The organism is Bradyrhizobium sp. CIR48 (assembly GCF_014198315.1).
GTDB lineage: Bacteria > Pseudomonadota > Alphaproteobacteria > Rhizobiales > Xanthobacteraceae > Bradyrhizobium.
This window is the reverse complement of the sequence record NZ_JACIHG010000004.1, coordinates 305463-326321: the sequence shown is the minus strand read 5'-3', so window position 1 is coordinate 326321 and position 20859 is coordinate 305463. Positions and strand designations below refer to the sequence as shown.

18 protein-coding genes and 1 pseudogene are annotated in these 20859 nt (G+C 65.7%); 14 read left to right on the top strand and 5 right to left on the bottom strand.

All coding sequences use genetic code 11. The features are described 5' to 3' along the window. Window positions 1–29: 29 nt before the first annotated feature. From lepA to GGD66_RS15110, 4 genes are all read left to right on the top strand, one after another. Window positions 30–1841, top strand: coding sequence for a translation elongation factor 4 (gene lepA / locus GGD66_RS15125; protein WP_026201664.1), 1812 nt, complete (start codon window positions 30–32; stop codon window positions 1839–1841). Window positions 1842–2169: 328 nt separating this feature from the next. Then, the gene (locus GGD66_RS15120) at window positions 2170–2412 is read left to right on the top strand and encodes a hypothetical protein (protein WP_183258240.1); all 243 of its coding nucleotides are present in this window, start codon (window positions 2170–2172) and stop codon (window positions 2410–2412) included. Window positions 2413–2419: 7 nt separating this feature from the next. Next, window positions 2420–2809, top strand: coding sequence for a hypothetical protein (locus GGD66_RS15115; protein ID WP_183258239.1), 390 nt, complete (start codon window positions 2420–2422; stop codon window positions 2807–2809). Window positions 2810–3078: 269 nt separating this feature from the next. Continuing rightward, the gene (locus GGD66_RS15110) at window positions 3079–4299 is read left to right on the top strand and encodes an MFS transporter (RefSeq protein ID WP_183258238.1); all 1221 of its coding nucleotides are present in this window, start codon (window positions 3079–3081) and stop codon (window positions 4297–4299) included. A 37-nt stretch (window positions 4300–4336) separates the two neighbouring features. Here the strand turns inward: GGD66_RS15110 and GGD66_RS15105 are convergent, their stop codons facing one another. Together GGD66_RS15105 and GGD66_RS15100 are read right to left on the bottom strand one after the other, a co-directional pair. Beyond that, window positions 4337–5002 (bottom strand): NAD(P)-dependent oxidoreductase, encoded by a 666-nt coding sequence (locus GGD66_RS15105; protein ID WP_092261227.1) that lies wholly within the window; start codon window positions 5000–5002, stop codon window positions 4337–4339. A gap of 41 nt (window positions 5003–5043) precedes the next feature. Beyond that, the gene (locus tag GGD66_RS15100) at window positions 5044–5913 is read right to left on the bottom strand and encodes an SDR family oxidoreductase (RefSeq protein ID WP_092261228.1); all 870 of its coding nucleotides are present in this window, start codon (window positions 5911–5913) and stop codon (window positions 5044–5046) included. A gap of 103 nt (window positions 5914–6016) precedes the next feature. Here GGD66_RS15100 and GGD66_RS15095 point away from each other — a divergent pair, with 103 nt between their 5' ends. The 3 genes and pseudogenes from GGD66_RS15095 to GGD66_RS15085 all read left to right on the top strand — a co-directional run bounded on the left by GGD66_RS15095 (window position 6017) and on the right by GGD66_RS15085 (window position 9241). Further along, window positions 6017–6910 (top strand): LysR family transcriptional regulator, encoded by an 894-nt coding sequence (locus GGD66_RS15095; RefSeq protein ID WP_092261229.1) that lies wholly within the window; start codon window positions 6017–6019, stop codon window positions 6908–6910. 129 nt (window positions 6911–7039) lie between these two features. Continuing rightward, window positions 7040–7216 (top strand): annotated as a pseudogene (locus GGD66_RS15090) (acyl-CoA dehydrogenase); the annotation flags it as partial. A 366-nt stretch (window positions 7217–7582) separates the two neighbouring features. After that, window positions 7583–9241: an amidase family protein gene (locus GGD66_RS15085; protein WP_183258237.1), complete on the top strand. Its 1659-nt coding sequence runs from the start codon at window positions 7583–7585 to the stop codon at window positions 9239–9241. On the opposite strand, the gene GGD66_RS15080 is transcribed toward GGD66_RS15085, so the two are convergent. After that, window positions 9213–9959 (bottom strand): hypothetical protein, encoded by a 747-nt coding sequence (locus GGD66_RS15080; RefSeq protein WP_183258236.1) that lies wholly within the window; start codon window positions 9957–9959, stop codon window positions 9213–9215. The genes GGD66_RS15085 and GGD66_RS15080 overlap by 29 nt on opposite strands. A 184-nt stretch (window positions 9960–10143) precedes the next feature. On the opposite strand from GGD66_RS15080, the gene GGD66_RS15075 reads away from it, so the two are divergent. After that, window positions 10144–11301, top strand: a complete 1158-nt coding sequence (locus tag GGD66_RS15075; protein WP_092261232.1) for an acyl-CoA dehydrogenase family protein — start codon at window positions 10144–10146, stop codon at window positions 11299–11301. A 172-nt stretch (window positions 11302–11473) separates the two neighbouring features. Next, a complete protein-coding gene (locus tag GGD66_RS15070; RefSeq protein WP_092261233.1) occupies window positions 11474–11905 on the top strand; it encodes a hypothetical protein in 432 nt (143 codons plus the stop codon). Window positions 11906–11941: 36 nt separating this feature from the next. Here GGD66_RS15070 and GGD66_RS15065 read toward each other — a convergent pair whose 3' ends face one another. Beyond that, window positions 11942–14104 carry an EAL domain-containing protein gene (locus GGD66_RS15065; RefSeq protein WP_183258235.1) on the bottom strand — a complete coding sequence of 721 codons (2163 nt, stop codon included), beginning with the start codon at window positions 14102–14104 and terminating at the stop codon, window positions 11942–11944. 543 nt (window positions 14105–14647) lie between these two features. Between GGD66_RS15065 and mepA the strand changes: the two genes are divergently transcribed. The 5 genes from mepA to modC all read left to right on the top strand — a co-directional run bounded on the left by mepA (window position 14648) and on the right by modC (window position 18640). After that, the gene (mepA, locus tag GGD66_RS15060; protein ID WP_183258234.1) at window positions 14648–15592 is read left to right on the top strand and encodes a penicillin-insensitive murein endopeptidase; all 945 of its coding nucleotides are present in this window, start codon (window positions 14648–14650) and stop codon (window positions 15590–15592) included. A 189-nt stretch (window positions 15593–15781) separates the two neighbouring features. Then, complete coding sequence (locus tag GGD66_RS15055; protein ID WP_183258233.1) at window positions 15782–16285, top strand: hypothetical protein; 504 nt, start codon at window positions 15782–15784, stop codon at window positions 16283–16285. A gap of 195 nt (window positions 16286–16480) precedes the next feature. Then, window positions 16481–17266, top strand: a complete 786-nt coding sequence (modA, locus tag GGD66_RS15050; RefSeq protein ID WP_183258232.1) for a molybdate ABC transporter substrate-binding protein — start codon at window positions 16481–16483, stop codon at window positions 17264–17266. A gap of 13 nt (window positions 17267–17279) precedes the next feature. Beyond that, window positions 17280–17975: a molybdate ABC transporter permease subunit gene (gene modB, locus GGD66_RS15045; protein WP_018316404.1), complete on the top strand. Its 696-nt coding sequence runs from the start codon at window positions 17280–17282 to the stop codon at window positions 17973–17975. Between the two features lie 2 nt (window positions 17976–17977). Continuing rightward, window positions 17978–18640 carry a molybdenum ABC transporter ATP-binding protein gene (gene modC / locus GGD66_RS15040; RefSeq protein WP_183258231.1) on the top strand — a complete coding sequence of 221 codons (663 nt, stop codon included), beginning with the start codon at window positions 17978–17980 and terminating at the stop codon, window positions 18638–18640. A gap of 124 nt (window positions 18641–18764) precedes the next feature. Here modC and GGD66_RS15035 read toward each other — a convergent pair whose 3' ends face one another. Next, a complete protein-coding gene (locus GGD66_RS15035; protein WP_183236754.1) occupies window positions 18765–20558 on the bottom strand; it encodes a potassium/proton antiporter in 1794 nt (597 codons plus the stop codon). Window positions 20559–20859: the final 301 nt, after the last annotated feature.

The window sequence follows — 20859 nt, the reverse complement described above, 5'->3', positions numbered from 1 at the left end:
CACGGGGATGTGAGTGGTATCCCGCGCCCATGACGACCGTCCCCATTTCCAACATCCGCAATTTCTCCATCGTCGCCCATATCGACCATGGCAAATCGACGCTGGCCGACCGCCTGATCCAGATGACCGGCGGCCTCTCCGACCGCGAGATGGCGGGCAAGGAGCAGGTGCTCGATTCCATGGACATCGAGCGCGAGCGCGGCATCACCATCAAGGCGCAAACCGTGCGCCTGCAGTATCGCGCCAAGGACGGCAAGGACTACATCTTCAACCTGATGGACACGCCCGGCCATGTCGACTTCGCCTACGAAGTCTCGCGGTCGCTGGCGGCCTGCGAAGGTTCCCTGCTGGTGGTCGACGCCAGCCAGGGCGTCGAGGCGCAGACGCTTGCCAACGTCTACCAGGCGCTCGACAACAATCACGAGATCGTCCCGGTCCTGAACAAGGTCGACCTTCCCGCGGCCGAGCCCGAGAAGATCAAGCAGCAGATCGAGGACGTCATCGGTATCGATGCCTCCGACGCGGTGATGATCTCGGCCAAGACCGGCCTCGGCGTGCCGGACGTACTGGAAGCCATCGTCACCCGCCTGCCGCCGCCGAAGGGCGACCGCAATGCGACCTTGAAGGCGCTGCTGGTCGACAGCTGGTACGACGTCTATCTCGGCGTCGTCGTTCTCATCCGTGTCGTCGACGGCGTCATGAAGAAGGGCAGCCGCGTGCGCATGATGGGTACGGGCGCCGCCTATGACGTCGAACGCGTCGGCTTCTTCACGCCGAAGATGCAGCAGGTCGACGAGCTCGGCCCCGGCGAGATCGGCTTCATCACCGCCGCGATCAAGGAAGTCGCCGACACCCGCGTCGGCGACACCATCACCGACGACAGGAAGCCGGTGACGGAGATGCTGCCGGGCTTCAAGCCGGCCATCCCGGTGGTGTTCTGCGGCCTGTTCCCGGTCGACGCCGACGATTTCGAAACGTTGCGCGGCGCCATGGGCAAGCTGCGCCTCAACGACGCCAGCTTCTCGTTCGAGATGGAAACGTCGGCCGCACTCGGCTTCGGCTTCCGCTGCGGCTTCCTCGGCCTGTTGCACCTCGAGATCATCCAGGAGCGGCTGTCGCGCGAGTTCGATCTCAATCTGATCGCGACGGCGCCGAGCGTCATCTACAAGATGAAGCTGACCGACGGCACCGAGATCGAGATCCACAATCCCGTCGACATGCCCGACGTGGTCAAGATCGCCGAGATCCAGGAGCCCTGGATCGAGGCCACGATCATGACGCCCGACGAATATCTCGGCAGCGTGCTGAAGCTGTGCCAGGACCGCCGCGGCTCGCAGAAAGAGCTGACCTATGTCGGCTCCCGCGCCATGGTGAAATACGATTTGCCGCTCAACGAGGTGGTGTTCGACTTCTACGACCGGCTCAAGTCCGTCTCCAAGGGCTACGCCTCGTTCGACTATCATCTCACCGACTACAAGCCGGCCGACCTCGTCAAGATGCAGATCCTCGTCAACAACGAACCGGTCGACGCGCTCTCGATGCTGGTCCATCGCACCCGCGCGGAGGGGCGCGGCCGCGCCATGGTCGAGAAGATGAAAGAGCTGATCCCGCCGCACATGTTCCAGATCCCCATCCAGGCGGCGATCGGCGGCAAGGTGATCGCCCGCGAGACGGTCCGCGCGCTGCGCAAGGACGTCACCGCAAAGTGCTACGGCGGCGACATCACGCGTAAGCGCAAGCTTCTGGAGAAGCAGAAGGAAGGCAAGAAGAAGATGCGGCAGTTCGGCAAGGTCGACATCCCGCAGGAAGCTTTCATTGCCGCGCTGAAGGTGGATAGCTGAGGGGGCTAGCTTTCACAGTCACATCAGCCGCCGTCATGCCCGGGCTCGTCCCGGGCATTTGCGTTTTGGTCGGGGGCCTGGCAAACAAAAACGCGAAAACAACCCCATGCACAGTAGCCGCGCCCTTGGCGGCATTGCGTTTTTTCGAATTTACGAAATCAATCTGTCCCGTCGGGCAAAACAGGGATAGAGTGTCATCGTCGCGCCGCCCGCGATCGCAGGGCCCTGGCGGCCACCGTCAGCGGCGGCGGGATTGGCGGCACCTTTAATGCGGCGGCAAGGCCCGCTATTGCCAAGTAGGTTCAGCTGCCCTCACCGGAAACCTGTCATGGCCGACATCACGGTACATCTCGACGATGAACTTTACGACAAGGCTTCGCGCGTTGCTCGGCTGGACAATGTAAGCGTGAAAGAACTCGTCGAGGAGGTCATGCGCCGCCATCTGGACTACGTCGAGGTGGTGCAGGATTTCTCGAAAATGCCGCCGCTCTCGCTCGAGAATTGTGAGCTCCATCGCGACGCCGACGAAAGCGATGAGGACTACGCATTCAGGCGCTCACTTTTCCAGTGAGGCCTGAATGGCCCCGCCCTTCCGACGCGGCGACATGGTCTGGAGTTACTTTCCGTTCGCCGAGACTCCCGACATTCCCGCACGGACGCGGCACGCGGCGATCATCATCGGCGCGTTTTCTGCAATCGACGCCTCCAAGATGCTGGGACACCCGGCGCCGGCGTACGGCAGGAAGTTCGGCGACAGTCTGCCGATCGGAATCATCCAGGTCCCATTGGACAGGGCGCGTCAGAACAAGAACAGCTCCGCATTCTTCATCGATACGCGCGTCCGCGCGCATCTTTCCGATCCACAAGGACTACTTTCCCGATCTGGATACGCCGGATCATGGCCTGATCGCGTCAATCGATCCGGGATTGTTCAGACGCGTCATGGAGGAGTTTGCGCGAGTGAATGAGCGGGCGCGCGAGCAAATCGTGACTGTGGGCCCGCTCCGGCCGCGCTGATCGCGAATGACTAAGTCATATGCTGGTCGTTCTGGGATGCGCTATTTGTGCGATCCTGGAAGGACAGTCGCTAATCACCACACCAAATAGACCGCCATGCCGCCGCGGCCGGCTGCATGGCGACGGAAGCGCGCTCAACACCCAGCCTTGCCCTCCGCCCTCCGATAGGCCACCATCCCCGCGCGCATCACCAACAAAGCCAACAGCGCCGAGGAAACGCATGAGCAAGCCGTCACGCTTCGACTATGGCTGGGTCGTTGTCGCCGCGGGTGCGCTGATGACGTGTGTCGGGTTCGGCACGATGCTGTCGCTGGCGGTGTTTTTGCAGCCGATATCGGAAGCGATGGGCTGGTCGCGCGCCGGCGTCTCGGCGGCGGCGACGCTGGATTTCCTCTGCATGGGATTTGCCGCGTTCCTGTGGGGCACGCTGTCGGACCGGTTCGGCACCCGCATCGTGGTTCTCGCGGGAAGCGTTCTGCTGGGACTCGGTCTCGTCACTGCGAGCCAGGCGACGAGCCTGTGGCAGTTCCAGCTTTGCTTCGGTGTGCTGATCGGCATTGCGGCCGGCAGCTTCTACGCACCGATGATGGCGCTCGCGAGCGCGTGGATCGAGACCAACCGCAGCCTTGCGGTGGCGCTGGTCTCCGCCGGCATGGGCGTGTCGCCGGTGACGATCGCGCCGACCGCGAGCTGGCTGATCACGGCCTATGACTGGCGCACCGCGATGCTGGTGATCGGCATCGCCGCGTGGGCGCTGCTGATCCCCGCCTGCTTCCTGGTGCGTCCGGCGCCGGTGGCGGCGGGCGCCGACGGTGCAGACTCAGCGCCGGAGGTCGAGCTGACCGCGGCGCAGGCACTGCGCACGCCGCAATTCATCGCGCTCGCCGCGGCACATTTCGCCTGCTGCGCGGCGCATTCCGGCCCGATCTTCCACATGGTGTCCTATGCGATGGTCTGCGGCATCGCTCCGCTCACGGCGGTGACGGTCTACAGCGTCGCCGGCGTCTCAGGCCTCGGCGGCCGCCTGCTGCTGGGCGCGCTCGCCGACCGCATCGGCGCGAAGCCCGTGCTGGTCGGCGGCCTCCTCGTGCAGGCGATGTGCATCGCGACCTATCTTGCGGTCGCTCAGCTCGGCGAATTCTACGCGCTGTCGGTGGTGTTCGGCCTCGCCTATGGCGGGGTGATGCCGCTCTATGCGGTGCTGGTCCGCGAATTCTTCGGCGCGCGCATCATGGGCACCGTGTTCGGCGCGGTGTCGGCCTTCGCCAGCCTCGGCATGGCGCTCGGGCCGTGGGCCGGCGGACTCGTGTTCGACAATTTCCAGCGCTACACATGGCTGCACGTCGGCTCCTTCGCGATCGGCCTCGCCGCCGTCGCGGTGGCGCTGAGCTTCCCGACGAAACGCAGGCCATCGCTCGACCTGGGCCGCGCTGCGGCGTGAGGAGGCAACGCGCAACGGCCAACCGTTGATCACGCGCTCACCACGTGATCAACGGCGAACGATGCAGCCAGGTGTCGACCTGCATTTGGTCCAGCACGAATGCCGCAACATCTTCTCGCGAGATGGCTCCGCCATTGAAGCCGCCGAGATCCGTGAGCGCCCGGATCGCGCCGCGGCCGGACTTGTCGTTCAGGACGGCGGGGCGAACGAGAATCCAGTCGAGCCCGCTGTTTCTGACGATCGCTTCCTGCCGGTTCTTGTCGGCATAAACCTTGCGCAGAAGCAGCGGGAAAATCACGCGGTCAAAGACGAAGCCGCCATGGCCGGCACTGTCTCCCGCGCCGATCCCTGTGATGCAGACCAGCCGGAAGACTTGCTCGGCCTTCATCGCGTTCACGAGCGCGCGCGTCGCCGTCGAGAGCAGCGTCACTTCGCGGAATAGGCTCGCTGGGGTACCGAGCGCGTTGACGACGACGTCCTGGCCAGAGACGGCCTCACGCAATGCTTTCTCGTCGCGAGCGTCTCCAACGACGACTCTTGCGCCGCTCGGCTCGCCCGCCTTCCCGGGTGACCGCACGAGCGCGGTCACTTGATGTCCTCGCGCCAGAGCCTGGCTGACGATCCGACGCCCGGTAGGGCCGGTTGCTCCAAGAACCAGCACCTTCAATGGGGCCTTTGCATTATCATCCGCAGAACTGATCATGATGGAATTCCTTGTCGTCGTGGTTGGAGCGCGCTCGTGCCTCAGGCCGAGGCCACGATCCCGGACACGAAGTCGCGATAGGAGCGCAAGGGGCGGCCCAGAAGCGCCGTCAAGCGTTCGACGTCGCCCGCGTCGGGGATCATTCCATCGGTGAGGAAGCGTTCGCTCATCAGCCGCATGTCGAACGCCATCCAGCCCGGCATGAACTGCCTGAGATTCTTCTCGAAGCTGGCAGTATCGTCGCCGCCATAGGCGATCGCGCGCCCCAGCACGTCCGACCAGATGCCGGCGACATCCGCGCCGGTCAGCGTGTGGGGGCCGACGAGATTGATGCGGTCCAGCGGCAGCGGTCCTGCGGCCTGCTCGCGGTGAACCAGCTCGAGGGCTGCGATCTCGCCGATGTCGCGCACGTCGATCATGGCGAGGCCTTTGCTGCCGATCGGCATCGGGTAGACGCCGTATCCGGTCACCACGTCCTTGATCGTGAGTTCGTTCTGCATGAAGTAGGCTGGGCGCAGGATGGTGGCATTGAAGCCCATCTGCTCGATCATCCGCTCGACGCCGAACTTGCCCGCGAAGTGTGGCACGTTCACGTAGAGGTCGCTGTGGATCACCGAGAGATAGACGACCCGTTCAACGCCGGCCTCGCGGGCCAGGTTAAGCGTGATCAGCGCCTGCGTGAATTCATCCGGCACGACTGCGTTGAGCAGAAATAAGGTGGAGACACCTGCGAGAGCGTCGCGAAGCGCATCGACGTCGAGCAGATCGCCTTGCGCGACCGTGACGCCTGCTGGGAAGCTGGCTTTCGCGGGATCGCGGACGAGCGCGCGCACGTCGGCACCGCGCTTGACGAGCTGTTCGACGACCTGGCGGCCGACAGCGCCTGTGGCGCCGGTAACGAGGATGGTCATGGGGATCACTCCGGTTTGGGGTTGGAAGACACCCGGAAACTAGCGATCCAAATTCGAACCAATAGATGGTATATTTGGACAGACTGTCTTACTGGTGGAACGAATGGACCTGCTCGGACTTGCCGATTTCAACCTCGTGGCCCGGCACGGAGGGTTCGGACGGGCCGCCCGGGCTGCCGGGCGCCCAAAAGCAACGCTTTCCCGCCGGGTGGCGGAACTGGAGAGCAGCCTCGATCTGCGCCTTTTCGAGCGCGGAGCACGCTTGCTGAAGCTCACCGAGGAAGGCCGGGCGCTGTTCGAGCGGACGACGGCATTGCTCGCCGAGCTTGACGAGACGGCAACCGCGATCGCTTCAGGTGGAGACAAGCCGCGGGGCAGTTTGCGGATCAGCGCGCCATTGCTCATCTCGCAAACCGCCATGGGCAAGCTCGCCGCCGGGTTCGCGCTCAGATATCCGGAGGTCCGGCTCGAGATCACGACGGAAGACCGGGCCGTCGACATGGTGGAGGAAGGTTATGACCTCGTGATCCGGGTCAATCCGAATCCGGATGAGAACCTCGTCGGACGAGTTTTCCTGCGCGATCGGCTGGTGGTCGTCGCAAGCCCGAAACTTGCTCTACCCGCGGGCGATATCACTGTTCCCGTGGTGGTGCGCGGGGCGAGCGACCAGACCGCGATCTGGGAGATGACGGCACCGGCTGGACCACCGCGAATTAAAGTTGATCCGGTTCTTCGCTTGTCGTCGCTTGTCATGGTTCGCGATGCAGTGCGGGCAGGTGTGGGCGCCGGTCGATTGCCTGTGTCGCTCGTGAGTCACGATCTCGCGGCCGGCACGCTGGTGCATTGGGGCGACGTCGATGGACCGGAGATCGCCTTATGGGCACTCTACCCATCGCGACGACTGCTGAGCGCTCGTGTATCCGCCTTCCTCGATTATCTCAAAGATGCCTTTCCCACGGGAACGCCGGACGAACTGGCCGCCTATGTCGATGGATGAGATTTGCAGGTTCTCTGAATGCGGCGGTTGAAGCGAAGTGAACCGCCGTTCCGAACCTTGATCCTCCCCGCCAAATAGACCACCATCGCGCATCTCACCGCTCACGGCAGAATGGGCGAGGAAACGCGCATGAACGCAACTCCCGGAGTTGGTCTCGTCGAACGTGCCCGGGCGCTGGCCCCGCTGATTGCGGGCGAAGCAGATGAGATCGAGCGGACGCGGCGGCTGACGCCGGCCGTCGTCGCCGCGCTGATCGAGAACGGCCTTTATCGTGCCCTGCTGCCGCAGAGCCTCGACGGTGCGGACGACGCTTCCATCAAGGCTTGCCGTTCCGACGATGCGGCTGCCGATGCCGGCGGCGAAGACTGTACGTTTGCCTATCAGCTGCCTGACGGCATCCGGACTGAAGCTGCGCCCGACCCGTTCGATAATCTCGTCCGTGTAGTCCTTTGCGTTCGTCTCGCGCAGCGCATGCAAAATGACCTCGCTGATGCCATCGGCATCGTCTTCGCGCGCGGGCCGGATCGTGCACTCCATGGATCGCTCAACTGAAGCCGCTGGAAAGATCGAAATCTCACGCCTGCGCCGCGTGACCGGCAATCGGCTTGCCGCGCAACCGAGCTCAATGCTACCATTGGTAGCATAATCGTCGCAAGCCGCCCGAGAGGACAGATGGACCAGCCGATCCGCGGCGATGCCCGCCGCGCTCCGATTGTCGCCGGCACGGAGGGGCCGGCCGCGCTGGCGCCCGAGCACGCGCCGTTGAGCGAGATCGTCGACGCCTTGGCCGGCGGGCAGCTCACCGCCAGCGCGCTGGCCGAACTTTATCTCGCGCGCATCGAGGCCTACGACCGCAACGGCCCCGCGCTCAATTCCGTCCGCGCGCTCAATCCCGATGCGCGCGCGATCGCGGTCGAGCTGGACGACATCAAGCCATCGGTCGGGCGGCCGCTGGCCGGCGTGCCTATACTGTTGAAGGACAACATCGCCACTGGCGACAAGCAGCCGACCACGGCCGGCTCGCTGGCGCTGGAAGACGCGCGCGCCAGGGACGACGCGACCCTCGTCAAGCTGCTGCGCGACGCCGGTGCGGTGATCCTCGGCAAGGCGAACCTGACGGAGTTCGCCAACATGCTCGCGGTCGACATGCCCTCGGGCTATTCGTCGCTAGGCGGTCAGGTGAAGAACCCTTACGCGCCGGCGCTGGCGGACGAACACGGCATCCCGGTCGTGCAGCCAGGCGGATCGAGCTCGGGGTCGGCGGTCGCGGTGGCGGCCGGCCTGTGTGCGGCGTCGATCGGCACCGAGACCTCGGGCTCGTTGCTTTTCCCCGCCAGCCAGAATGGTCTCGTCACTGTGAAGCCGACGGTCGGACTGATCAGCCGCGCCGGCATCCTGCCGCTCGCGCACAGTCAGGACACCGCGGGGCCGATGACGCGCACCGTGCGCGACGCGGCGCTGCTGCTGAACGTGCTGGCCGCCAGGGATCCGCTCGATCCGGCGACGCAGAAGCAGCGGCGGCCCGTCGACTTCACCGCGGGCCTTGCCGCCGACGCTATCAAGGGCGCGCGCATCGGCGTGCCGAGCGACCCCACCGATCCCTTGAACGATTGCTATTACGGCAAGCTGCCGCCCGACTGGGTCAAGTTGATGACCGAGACGATCAAGGTGCTGGAGAATATCGGCGCCGTCATCGTCCGCGCCAACATGCCGACGCTGGGCTGGATCGGCGGGCCGGGCACGACCATGGCCGTGCTCAACCGCAATCCGCTGAGCGCGCACAAGGGCACCATCGCGAGGCCGCCGGTCGTCTTCCTTTACGAGCTGAAGCACGATCTCAACCTCTATTTGAGGGATTGGGCGACCGGCACGGACATCAAGACCATCAGCGACGTCATAGCCTTCAACGAAGCGAACGCGGGGAAGGCGTTGCGCTTCGGTCAGGACCATTTCCTGGCCGCTGACTTGACCAGGGGCGATTTGAGCGAGCGTGAGTACAAGTCGGCACGTGCCATGGACCTGCTCTCGGCCAAGACGCGCGGCATGGATGCTTACATGAACCAGCACAAGCTCGACGCCGTGCTGTTCGCCGGCGCCACGGGCGCCGCGATTGCCGCCAAGGCAGGCTATCCCAGCGTCATGGTGCCGGGCGGCATCGTCTCGGGGACAACGGAGGGCAAGGACACGCCCGATTATCCGCTCGGCGTCGCCTTCGCAGGGAGAGCCTGGAGTGAGCACAAGCTGCTGCGGCTGGCCTATGCCTTCGAGCAGGCGACGCACGCTCGTAAGCCGGCGCCGGGGCTCAATTCACCGCTCGCAGCACGGCCGTGAAGGCGGCGAGATCGGTTCGCGCCGTCTCGTCCGGTGCCCATCTGGGAAGGTCGGCAAGCTGCTCGAGCACACGGGCTCGATCCTGTGGCAGCAGGAAGCTCGCCCAGACCTCGCGCGTGTCGCGGATGGCGGCGGCGACCAGACGCGCGTTGGCGGATTTGCCCGCGCCCTGGATCGCCGCGCAGACGGTGCCCAGGATGAATTCGGCGGCGCTCCGGCGGAAGCCCGTAAATCCATCCTGGCGGATACGGGTGCGCTGCTCCGGCGCGAGGCTCGCCATGAACAGCTGGCCCGCAACCGCCTCGCGCGCCATGCCGCGGATGGCAAAGTTCATCGCCGCCGCGTACTGGTCGCCATACTCGGTCATGTTGCGCTGGAGCGCCGCAAGATCGGGCTGCGCCCCCGGCTTCGCGCCATAGAGCGCGAACAGCTTGGAGGTCGCGTTGGCGGCGTCCATCCAGTCCATCAGCCAGCTCATGTCGCTCGCCTTCGCCGGCGGCAACGCCTCCAGGGCTCCAACATCGAACACGCGGCCGAGCAGCGCGGTGGTCTCCGGCCGGGTCAGGTCGGGACGCTCTCCCTTTCTCGCCACGCCTTCGACATAGGCCCGGAACATCCGCGCGGCTTCACCCGCAGCGGCGGCATCACGAGCGCCATCCTGCGCCAACGCCGGCGAAGCGAGCGCGAGCAGGACGATGAGGATTCTGACGATCGGCATGGGCAACCTCAGCCGGCGCGACGTTCGCGGCGATGATGGTTGTTCGTCGCGAGCCGCGCTGCCGAGGTTCACGGCCCCGGCCTTCTTGCGGCGGGCGCGGAGATGGCCGCACCTTGATCCTCCCCGTCAAATAGACCACCATCCTGTTCTCACCGCTCACGACAGAAGGGGCGAGGACACGCGAATGTCGGAGCTTCCCGGATCTGAACTCGTCGAACGTGCCCGCGCCATCGCGCCGCTGATCGCGCGCGAAGCGGACGAGATCGAGCGGACGCGGCGGCTGACGCCTTCCGTGGTCGCGGCGCTGATCGAGAACGGCTTTTATCGCGCGCTGCTGCCGCAGAGCCTCGGCGGAGCTGAAGCTCCCATCGAAACCTTCATGCAGATGCTGGAGGAGATCGCGAAGGCGGATGCGTCCACGGCCTGGTGTCTCGGGCAATGCAGCGTCTGCGCGATGATCGCGGCCTCGCTCGATCGCGATACCGCGCAGGAGATCTTCAACACTGCGCCCGGCATCCTGGCCTGGGGCGCGATCGCGCACGAGGCGCGCGCGGTCGGCGGCGGCTATCGCGTCACGGCGCGGTGGGATTTTGCCTCGGGCTCGCGGCAGGCAAGCTGGCTGGGCGCGCATGTGCGCATTCTCGGGACTGACGGCACGCCGCGCAAGAACGCCGATGGCTCGCCGGAAGTGCGCACCATTCTGTTTCCTGCCGCAAGCGCGACGTTGCACGATGTCTGGCAGGCGATCGGGCTCGCCGGCACCGGCACCGATTCCTACGAGGTGAGCGACCTCTTCGTCCCCGAGCGCTTCACGGCGTTCCGCGACGTGCCGTCAGGCTTGCGCGAGACCGGCCCGCTCTACAGGATCGGCACCGGCGCTGCCTTCAGCCTCGGCTTTGCCGCGGTGTCGCTCGGCGTGGCACGCGCGACGCTGGATGCAGCGATTGCACTTGCGCGCGAAAAGCGCCCGTCACTGGCGGCCGGCGCGATGCGCGGCAACGCGGCGGTCCAGGGGCTGATCGGCCGCACCGAAGGCGATTTGCGCGCCGCGCGCGCCTATCTCCATGCCTCCGCGACTGCGATGTGGCGCGAGCTGTCCGCGACGGGCGAGTTCAGCGCCGCGCACCGCAGCGCGGTGCGACTGGCCGCGACCTGGACCATCCATCAATCGGCACGTGTGGTCGACACCGCCTATCACATGGCCGGCGCGACCGCGGTGTTTCGCAGCAACCCGTTCGAACGCCGATTTCGCGACATGCACGCGATCGCGCAGCAGATCCAGGCGCGGGATAGCCATTACGAGGATGTGGGGAAGGCAATCCTGTCAACGCCCGAGCCGTGATCCGCTTGTCGGCTCAAGCTCGGTGCGCGCCGAGCGACGGCGGCCGATCGCGGACACGTTGGCTGGATCCATAGGGTTGCTCAACGCATTTTGATCACACCCTTCGGCAGCCTAAGGTAGCGTCTCACAACAGCATAATCTGCAGGACACGCCCAGACAAAAGGGAGGTGATATGCGGCGGATTCCAACCCTGATCGGTACGATCCTCTTCACGTTGGTCATGGCGGCGCCCGCCTCTGCGGAAAAGGTCTATTACCTTCACGACCCCGGCGGAAACACCGCCGCGCATATCTACACCTACACACACGTCAACGCAGAATATGATCGCGTGGTGATCGACGGTCGCTGCAAGTCGTCTTGCACAACGGTCCTGGGGGTCGTTCCCCTCGACAAGATCTGCATTGCCCCGAGCGGCTATTTCATGTTTCACGCCGCGCATCACGGCGACCGCAGCATCAACCCCGGCGAGACTCAGTTGATGATGTCGTCCTATGCGCCTGCGGTGCGGGACTGGGTGATGAAGCACCACGCGCTCGAACAGGTGGACCCGTACACGTACCTATACGCCCGGAATGTGACGTTCATCCGCCACTGTCGCCGGTAGCCCCGAACTTCAACCTGGAAGCGGACGCTCCAAGATCTACGCCACCAGCGCGGCGTCCTCGCCGTCGATGCCGCGCTGCGCGGCCAGCAGGCTGATGATCTCGGCGTTCGGCCGGGCCTTGCTGAACAGGAAGCCCTGGCCCTCGTCGCAGCCCTCGGTGCGCAGGCAGCTGAGCTCGGCTTCGGTCTCGACGCCTTCGGCGGTGATGGTGACGCCAAGACCCTTCCCGAGGCTGACGATGGAGCGGATGATCGCCTGGGCCTCGCGATTGGCCCCTAAATCGCGCACGAAGGACCGGTCGATCTTGATCTTGTCGAACGGAAAACTCCGCAAATAGCTGAGGCTGGAATAGCCGGTGCCGAAATCGTCCATCGAGATCCGCACCCCGAGCGCGCGCAACGCATGCAGCGTCGCCAGCACCTGCGCGCTCTTCTCCAGCAGCAGCGTCTCGGTGATCTCGAGCTCGAGCCGCCGCGGCGGCAGGCCGGAATGCCTCAAGGCGTCCGTCACGATCGAAAGCAGATTGCCGCTACGGAACTGCAGCGGCGACAGGTTGACCGCGACGCGGACGTCGTCCGGCCAGGTCGCGGCATCGAGGCACGCCCTGCGCAGCATCAGCCCGCCGAGCGGATTGATCAGGCCGGTATCCTCGGCGACCGGAATGAACTCGGCCGGCGAGACCATGCCGCGCTCGGCATGCGGCCAGCGCACCAGCGCCTCGAAGCCGGTGATGCGGCCGCTCTGCAGGTCGATCAATGGCTGATAGTAAGGGTGCAGCACGTCGTTCTGGATCGCGCCGCGCAGCTCGACCTCGATCTTGCGGCGGCTCTGCGCTTTGGCATCGAGCGCGGCCTCGAAGAAGGCGAAGGTGCCGCGCGCGTCCAGCTTGGCGCGCGACAGCGCCATGTCGGCGCTCTTGAGCAGCTTTTCGGAATCATCGCCGTCGCCCGGCGCCATCGCGATGCCGATCGAGGCGCCGATCACCACGGAATGGCCGTCGAGCAGATAGGGATCGGCGATCGCCGCGAGCAGACGTTTTGCCAGCATCACCGCGTCCTCGGGACGCGTCAGGCCGCTCTGCACGATCGCGAACTCGTCGGAATTGAGCCGTGCCAGCGCGTCTTCCTCGCGCAAGGTGGAGCGCAGCCGCTTGGCGACGCCGCGCAGCAGCTTGTCGCCGACCGCGTGTCCCAGCGTGTCGTTGACCGACTTGAAACTGTCGAGCCCCAGCATCAGCAGCGCGACCTTGTCGGTGCTGCGCCGCGTGTGCAGCAGCATCTCGTCCACCTGCTGGCGCAGCAGGCTGCGGTTGGGCAGGCCGGTCAGGCCGTCGTGCTGGGCCATGAAGGCGAGCCGCGCCTCGGCGCGCTTGCGCTCGGTGATGTCCATCAGCGCGAGCAGCACCGCCGGCCGCTCGGCATAGGTCAATTCGCGGGAATAGATCGCAAGGTCGATCAGCGCGCCGTCGGCCTTGACGTGCTTCCAGGTGCGGCCGGCCTGCTCCTCGCCGGTCGAGCCGGCGGTCCAGGGCGGCTCGCTGTCGAAAGCCTGCAGCGAGCGGATCTTCAGTCGCTCGAACTCGGCGCGGCTGTAACCGTAATGCGCGACCGCGGCGTCGTTGACGCCGAGGATGCGCTCGTCGTCCAGCGCGCAGACGATCATGGGAACGGGATTGCCGTCGAACAGCAGGCGGAACGAGGCCTCGCGCTGCTTCAACTCGGTGATGTCGACGCGAAGGCCGACGACGCCGCCATCGTCGGTCAGGCGCTCGTCGATCAGGATGACGCGGCCGTCCGACAGCTTTTGCTCGTGGCGCGCGCCGGGCTGATAGAGCCTTTGCAGGCGCTCGGCGATCCACTCGTCCTCGTGGCCGATCGCCTCAGGATAATCGCCGCGGGCAACGCCGATGCGCAGCGTGTCTTCGAGACGCGCGCCCTCTTCGAACAGATCGGCGGTCTTGCTGTAGATCTCGGCGTATTTCTTGTTCCAGAGGACGTAGCGGCCTTCGGCGTCGAGAAACACGATGCCTTGCGGCAGGATGTCGACGGCCTGGCGCAGGCGTTCGTGGGATTTGCGCGCGTCCGCGATCGCGGCTTCCGCCTCGGCGCGGCTGCGCAGGACTTCATCGCGCTCCGAAAGGGAGCGCGGCGCGCGCACGAAGCGCGGCTTGCGCGGCGATTGGCCGGCCCGGGCAAGCACGCTTTGCTTTCGTTTTCTTGTTTTTCGAGACCCCAAACCCAACTTCACTCGTCCCAGTCGCGCCCAACGGCGCAAGTTTTGGGGCAAGTGTCTGAAAAAAAAGTAATCTTGGGTGGTCCGGCCGGCCGGGGCCGCGCCTTGCGGCAACTGTAAACCGGATCGATTTGCCTGTTTGAGAGGCGCAGCAGCGTCACAGGGCGCGGCAAACCTGTTGCCTCGCCGCTATCGCAGAACGACGCGACGCAAATATGCGCGCTATTCATGATTCAATTCCGAAAATGCATCGGCTTGCATGCCGCTGGAAAACGGTCCTCGCTCCGCGCATGTATTTTGGTCAATGCAGGATACGGTTATCGCACTGTTAAGAATCCGGCTGGCCCCACGAAAAAACTACGACTTTTGGACGACCTTGTTGGACGTGGGATCGACATGCCGGGCGCGCCTTCGCGCTGGGGCAACGGCCGTCAAGACGCTGTGAGATCGTCCGCCGCAGCACAGCCCGATTCTTAACCCCGACGCCGTGTTGGGTTATAAGGGCTGCGCATGAGTCCCCGCCGCCTCACCCCTCTCCTGGTTTTAGCGACGTTCCTGACCGCCGGCGGCGCGCTGGCCCAGGACAAGGGCAGCGTCACCCCGAAGCCGCTGCCGCCGCTGGCCAATCCCAACGACCCCGATCTCGCCGCCAAGGAGCTGTTCGCGCGCAAGCTGCTGCCGTCGAAGGGGGCGGCCCATGTCATCGGCTCCTACACCAAGGGCTGCATCGGCGGCGCCGAGCAGATGCCGCTCAACGGCGACAATTGGCAGGTGATGCGACTGTCGCGCAACCGCAGCTACGGCCACCCCGAGATGATCGCGCTGATCAAGCGGCTCGCGGCCAAAGCGCGCAAGGACGCGGGATGGCCGGGCATCCTGGTCGGCGACATCGCTCAGCCGCGCGGCGGCCCGGCGCTGTCGGGCCACGCCAGCCACCAGATCGGCCTCGATGCCGACATCTGGCTGACGCCGATGCCGGACCGCCGCCTCTCGCGCGAGGAACGCGAGGACATGTCGGCGGTGATGATGGTGCGCCACGACCGGCTCGACATCGATCCAAAAGTGTTCACGTCAGGCCATGTGCTGGTGCTGCGCGACGCGGCGCGGGAGCCGGCAGTGCAGCGCATCTTCGTCAACGCCGCGATCAAGAAGGCGTTGTGCCGCGAGGCCAAGGGCGACCGCGCCTGGCTCTCGAAGATCCGCCCCTGGTGGGGCCACGATTACCATTTCCACATCCGCATGCGCTGCCCAGCGGGCGCCGGCGAATGCGAGGGCCAGCCGTCGCAGGCCGAGGACGAAGGCTGCAAGCCCGCCGATCTCGCCTATTGGTTCTCCGACGCGGTGCTGCACCCCAAGCCGCCGCCGGAGCCGCCAAAGCCGAAGCCGCCGATGACGCTGGCGCAGATGCCGGCGGCGTGCAAGGCGGTGCTGCACGCGGCGGATGCAAAGCCGTAACGTGTGTGGGCCGCGCTGCCGCTGTCGTCCCGGAATGACGAACTCGTTGGTTGGTTCGCGTCATAATAATGCGCTAGGATGACCTCGCCGCTCAGCCGTAAGCCCGCGGCATCTCCGGGACGCGCATCCCGTCGAACAAGCCTGACCGCAAGCCTCGCACCGCTCGCGCGGCCAACGATGGGATTTCACATGCGCGTCTTTGCCTTCCTCGCTGCGCTCTCGTTCGGCGCGACCTCCGCTCTCGCCGCTGAAGAACCGAGCGGCTGCGACAAGTTCAAATGGCCGATCGAGCGCGAGCGCGCCGCGCTCACCGCGCCGGACCGCATAACGCTCGCATCGGGCAGCGAGCAGGCGAGCTTGCCCTCCTCGGCCATCACGCTGGGACTGGTTGCCCCAAGCGAGGCAAAACTGCCGACGCCGCCGGAGCGCGCGCCCAAGGACGGCAGCTTCGCCGGCTTCACGAGCGTCAAGTCCGCCACGGCCGGGCTCTACACGATCGGCCTGTCCGCCGGCGCCTGGATCGACGTGGTCCAGGATGGGCACGTTCTCAAGCCCGTGGCCTTCAGCGGTGCGACCGATTGCGGCGGCATCCGCAAGTCCGTGAAATACGAGCTTTCGGCGCAGCCTTTCGTACTTCAGCTCAGCGGCGCCAAGGAGAATTCGGTCGGGATCGCGATCCTGCCGGCGCAATAGGCCCGCCCGGCCGGACAAGCGGCCACCCTTTGACCTCGGGCGCCAGCCTGCTATCTTCGCAATTGCGATATCCCTGCCGGCCGTAAGCCGCAGCCGGGCCCCGTGGAGCAGCGCTTCCACCCGTCGCAACCTGACCCACCAACGCCAGACCTGTGCGTGCATCTTGCGCGCGCGGCCTCGCACGGAGCGCTCCCCATGTTACGCATTTGTCGACTTTTCACCGCCCTCGTGATCCTCGCAAGCGCGAGCCTTTCGCCGGCCGCCGCCGAGGACAAGACCATCACCGTGTTCGCCGCGGCGTCGATGAAGAACGCGCTCGACGAGATCGATGCCGCCTACACCGCCAAGTCCGGCGTCAAATTCTCGGTCAGCTATGCCGCGAGCTCGGTGCTGGCGCGGCAGATCGAGCAGGGTGCGCCGGCCGACGTGTTCGTCTCCGCCGACACCGACTGGATGGACTACGCGATCGCCAGGAAGACCATCAACGAGCCTTCCAGAGTCAATCTGCTCGGCAACAGCATCGTGCTGATCGCGCCAAAGGATTCCAAGATCGACAACGTCACCATCACGCAAGGTTTCGACCTCGCCAAGCTCGCCGGTGACGGCAGGATCGCAACCGGCGACGTCAAGTCCGTACCCGTCGGCAAATACGCCAAGGCGGCGCTGGAGAAGCTCGGGGCATGGCAGGCCGCAGAGCCGAAATTCGCGATGGCCGAGAGTGTGCGCGCCGCGCTGACGCTGGTGGCGCGCGGCGAGGCCAACCTCGGCATCGTCTATGCCACCGACGCCAAGGTCGAGCCCGGTGTCAAGATCGTCGGCACCTTCCCGGCGGAGTCGCATCCCGCGATCATCTATCCGGTCGCCGCGACCACGACGGCGAAGGACGGGACCAGCGACTATCTCGCCTTCCTGCGTTCCTCGGCCGCCAAGACCATTCTGGAAAAATACGGCTTCAAGTTCCTGGTCAGCCCGACAATCTGATATTCACCACTTGATGTCAGACATCTCTCCCGCCGAATGGACCGCGATCCTGCTCTCGCTCAGGGTCGCGATCATCGCAACGCTGGTGGCGACGCCATTCGGCATTGCGCTGGCGTGGCTGCTTGCCCGCAAGGACTTTTGGGGCAAGTCGATGCTCGACGCATTCGTGCATCTGCCGCTGGTGCTGCCGCCTGTCGTCACCGGTTATCTCCTGCTCCTCACCTTCGGCCGCAAGGGACTCGTCGGCGGCTTCCTGGCCGACACTTTCGGCATCGTCTTCGCCTTCCGCTGGACCGGAGCGGCGCTTGCCTGCGGCCTGATGTCGTTCCCGCTGTTGGTGCGCCCGATGCGGCTGTCGATCGAGGCGATCGACCGCCGGCTCGAGCAGGCCGCCGAGACGCTCGGTGCCGCGCCATGGAAGGTGTTCTTCACGGTGACGCTGCCGCTGGCGCTGCCGGGCGTGCTCGCCGGCATGGTGCTCGGCTTTGCCAAGGCGATCGGCGAGTTCGGCGCCACCATCACCTTCGTCTCCAACATTCCCGGTGAGACCCAGACGATTTCCTCGGCGATCTATTCGCTGATCCAGACGCCGGACGGTGACGCCGCGGCCGGCCGGCTCGTGATCGTCTCGATCGTGCTGGCGCTGGGCGCACTGATCGCCGCCGAATGGTTCGCTCGCCGCGCTACGCAGCGCCTGCACGGGAATTGACCATGCTGCGCGTCGACGTCGAGAAGCAACTCGGTGAATTCTCGCTTCAAGCATCCTTCACCGGCGAGGGCCGCGTCATCGGCCTGTTCGGCGCCTCGGGCTCCGGCAAGACGTCGCTGGTCAACATGATCGCAGGGCTGTTGCGGCCCGACCGCGGCACCATCGTGATCGACGGCGAAACCGTCGACGACACTGCGGCCGGCATCCATGTCCCGGCCTGGCGCCGCCGCATCGGCTATGTATTCCAGGACGCACGGCTATTCCCGCATCTCAACGTCGCGCAGAATCTCGACTATGGACGGCAGATGAACCGCCTGGCGCCGGATTCGGCGCAGCACAAGCGCGTCATCGACCTGCTCGATATCGGTAACCTGCAGGGCCGCCGTCCCGGGAAGCTCTCCGGCGGCGAGCGCCAGCGCGTCGCGCTCGGACGCGCGCTGCTGGCAAAACCGCGCCTGCTGCTGCTCGACGAACCGCTCGGCGCGCTCGACGAGGGCCGCAAGCTCGAGATCCTGCCTTATCTGGTGCGGCTGCGCGACGAGGCGAACGTGCCGATGGTCTATGTCAGCCACGACGCCGCCGAGCTGCGCCAGCTCGCGACGCAGATCGTGATGCTGAAACAGGGGCGGGTGACGAGTTTTGGCGGGGTGAAGGTGCTGATGTGAGGGCGTAGCCCGGATGGAGCGCAGCGCAATCCGGGACTCTTCCGTACCGATACAGCGGCCCCGGATTACGCTGCGCTCCATCCGGGCTACGAACTGTCATTCGAAAAGCGAAGGTCGAGCCCCGCTAAACTCCCGCCACCGACGTCCACACGTCCGCGAGCCTGCGCCGCAGCGCCTGCGCCCGCGTCAGCGGCGGTGGCGTCTCGTCTTCTTCCGGCAGGCGCAGGCCGACGACATTGACGCGGCCGCCGGAGATGCTGCGCGCGACCAGCACGATCTCGTCGAGCGGGAGCTCGGCGCCCTCTTTCGGGGCGCGGTCGAGATGGACGTCGAAATAATCGGCCAGCGTCAGCTTGCTCTCGTCCTCGCCGACCTTGACGCCGTAGATCCCGGCGAGCTCGGCCAGCGTGTGCTCACCGGAGACCATGAAGTCGCCGAGCAGATGCGGATCGGGCGCCGAGCTCGGCTGCATGTCGACGAAGAAGCGGTCGAGCGATTCGGCCTTTTCCGGCGGCGCCAGCAGGTAGATGTAGTCGCCGGGCGCGATGGGGTCGGCCTCCAGCGGCGTCAGAATGTTCTCATTGCGGATCACCAGCGTCGGCTTCGACCAGGACGGGATCAGGCCGCGGCGGAAATACAGGCTCTTGGGCCGCACCGGATAGCCGACCAGCTGTTGCTCGAGCTGGCCGGGCAGATCCAGCTCGACACGGCGCGGACCGCGCTCGGCGCGCGGCAGAGCGACATGCAGCTTGCGCGCGGCGGGTGCCAGCGTCCAGCCTTGCAAGAGCAGCGAGATGATGACGACGACGAAGGCGACGTCGAAATAGAGATAGGCCTTGGACAGGCCGACCAGCATCGGGATCGAGGCCAGGAAGATCGCGACGGCGCCGCGCAGGCCGGTCCACGCGATGAAGATCTTTTCGCGCCAGTTGAAGCGGAACGGCGCCAGGCACACGAACACGGCGATCGGCCGCGCCACCAGCATCAGCACGAAGGCGACCCCGACCGCCGGCAGCACGCTGGCCCCTAACCGGCTCGGCGAGACCAGCAGGCCGAGCAGCACGAACATCACGATCTGCGCCAGCCAGGTTGCGGCATCGAGGAAAGCCACTACCGAATTGTGCGCGCGGGTCGGCCGGTTGCCGATGATGATGCCGGCCAGATAAACAGCGAGGAAGCCGGAGGCGTGCATGATCTGCGAGCCGCCGAAGATCACGAGCGCCGCGGTCGTCACGAACGGCGCGTGCAGACCCTGCGGCAGCGCGACCTTGTTGAGCGCGATGACGACGAGCCGTCCGCCGAAGACGCCGACGACGGCGCCCAGCACCGCCTCCTGGATGAACTCCATCGCCACATGGCTTGCGGAGCTCGATCCCAGTGAGATGTATTCGACCAGCATCAAAGTGAGGAAGATCGCGAAAGGATCGTTGGTGCCGGATTCGGCCTCCAGCGTCGCGCCGACGCGCGGGCGCAGGCGCAGGCCCTGGGTGTGCACCAGCAGGAAGACGGCGGCGGCGTCGGTCGAGGCGACCACCGCGCCGACCAGCAGCGACTCCGTCCAATTGAGGTCGAGCGCGTATTTGGCGAACGGCGCCGTGATCAGCGCGGTCAAGAGCACGCCGACGGTCGCGAGCACAACGGACGGCGCGAGCACGGTGCGGATGCTGGCAAAGCGCGTTCGCAGGCCACCGTCGAACAGGATCAGGGCCAGCGCCACCGAGCCGACCAGATAGGTGGTGCGGACGTCGTCGAACTGGAGCCCGCCGGGGCCGGAATCGCCCGCGAGCATGCCGATCACAAGGAAGACGAGCAGCAAGGGCGCTCCGAAGCGCAGCGCAAGCAGGCTCGACAGGATACCGGCCATCACGAGGACGGAGCCGAGCAATATGGCGATGCTGACGGAGTCGAGAGAGGCCATGCGGTGCTGCGGGTTACTCCGGAATGGACGCAATAAAGGGCTAGGCAGGCACCGGCAGTGCGCCCCCTCGCCCCGCTTGCGGGGAGAGGGTTGGGGTGAGGGGGGCTCTCCGCGGGGGCGGTGACAGATGGACTCGCGGAGAGTCCCCCTCACCCGGATCGCATCTGACGATACGATCCGGCCTCTCCCCGCAAGCGGGGAGAGGCGAAGAGCGCGCTTGCCGGTACCCTATTCGTCCAACAATCATTCTGCTTCAGCATCTCTATCGTCGCCGCAGCGGCACGCCAACCCATTTCTCCCG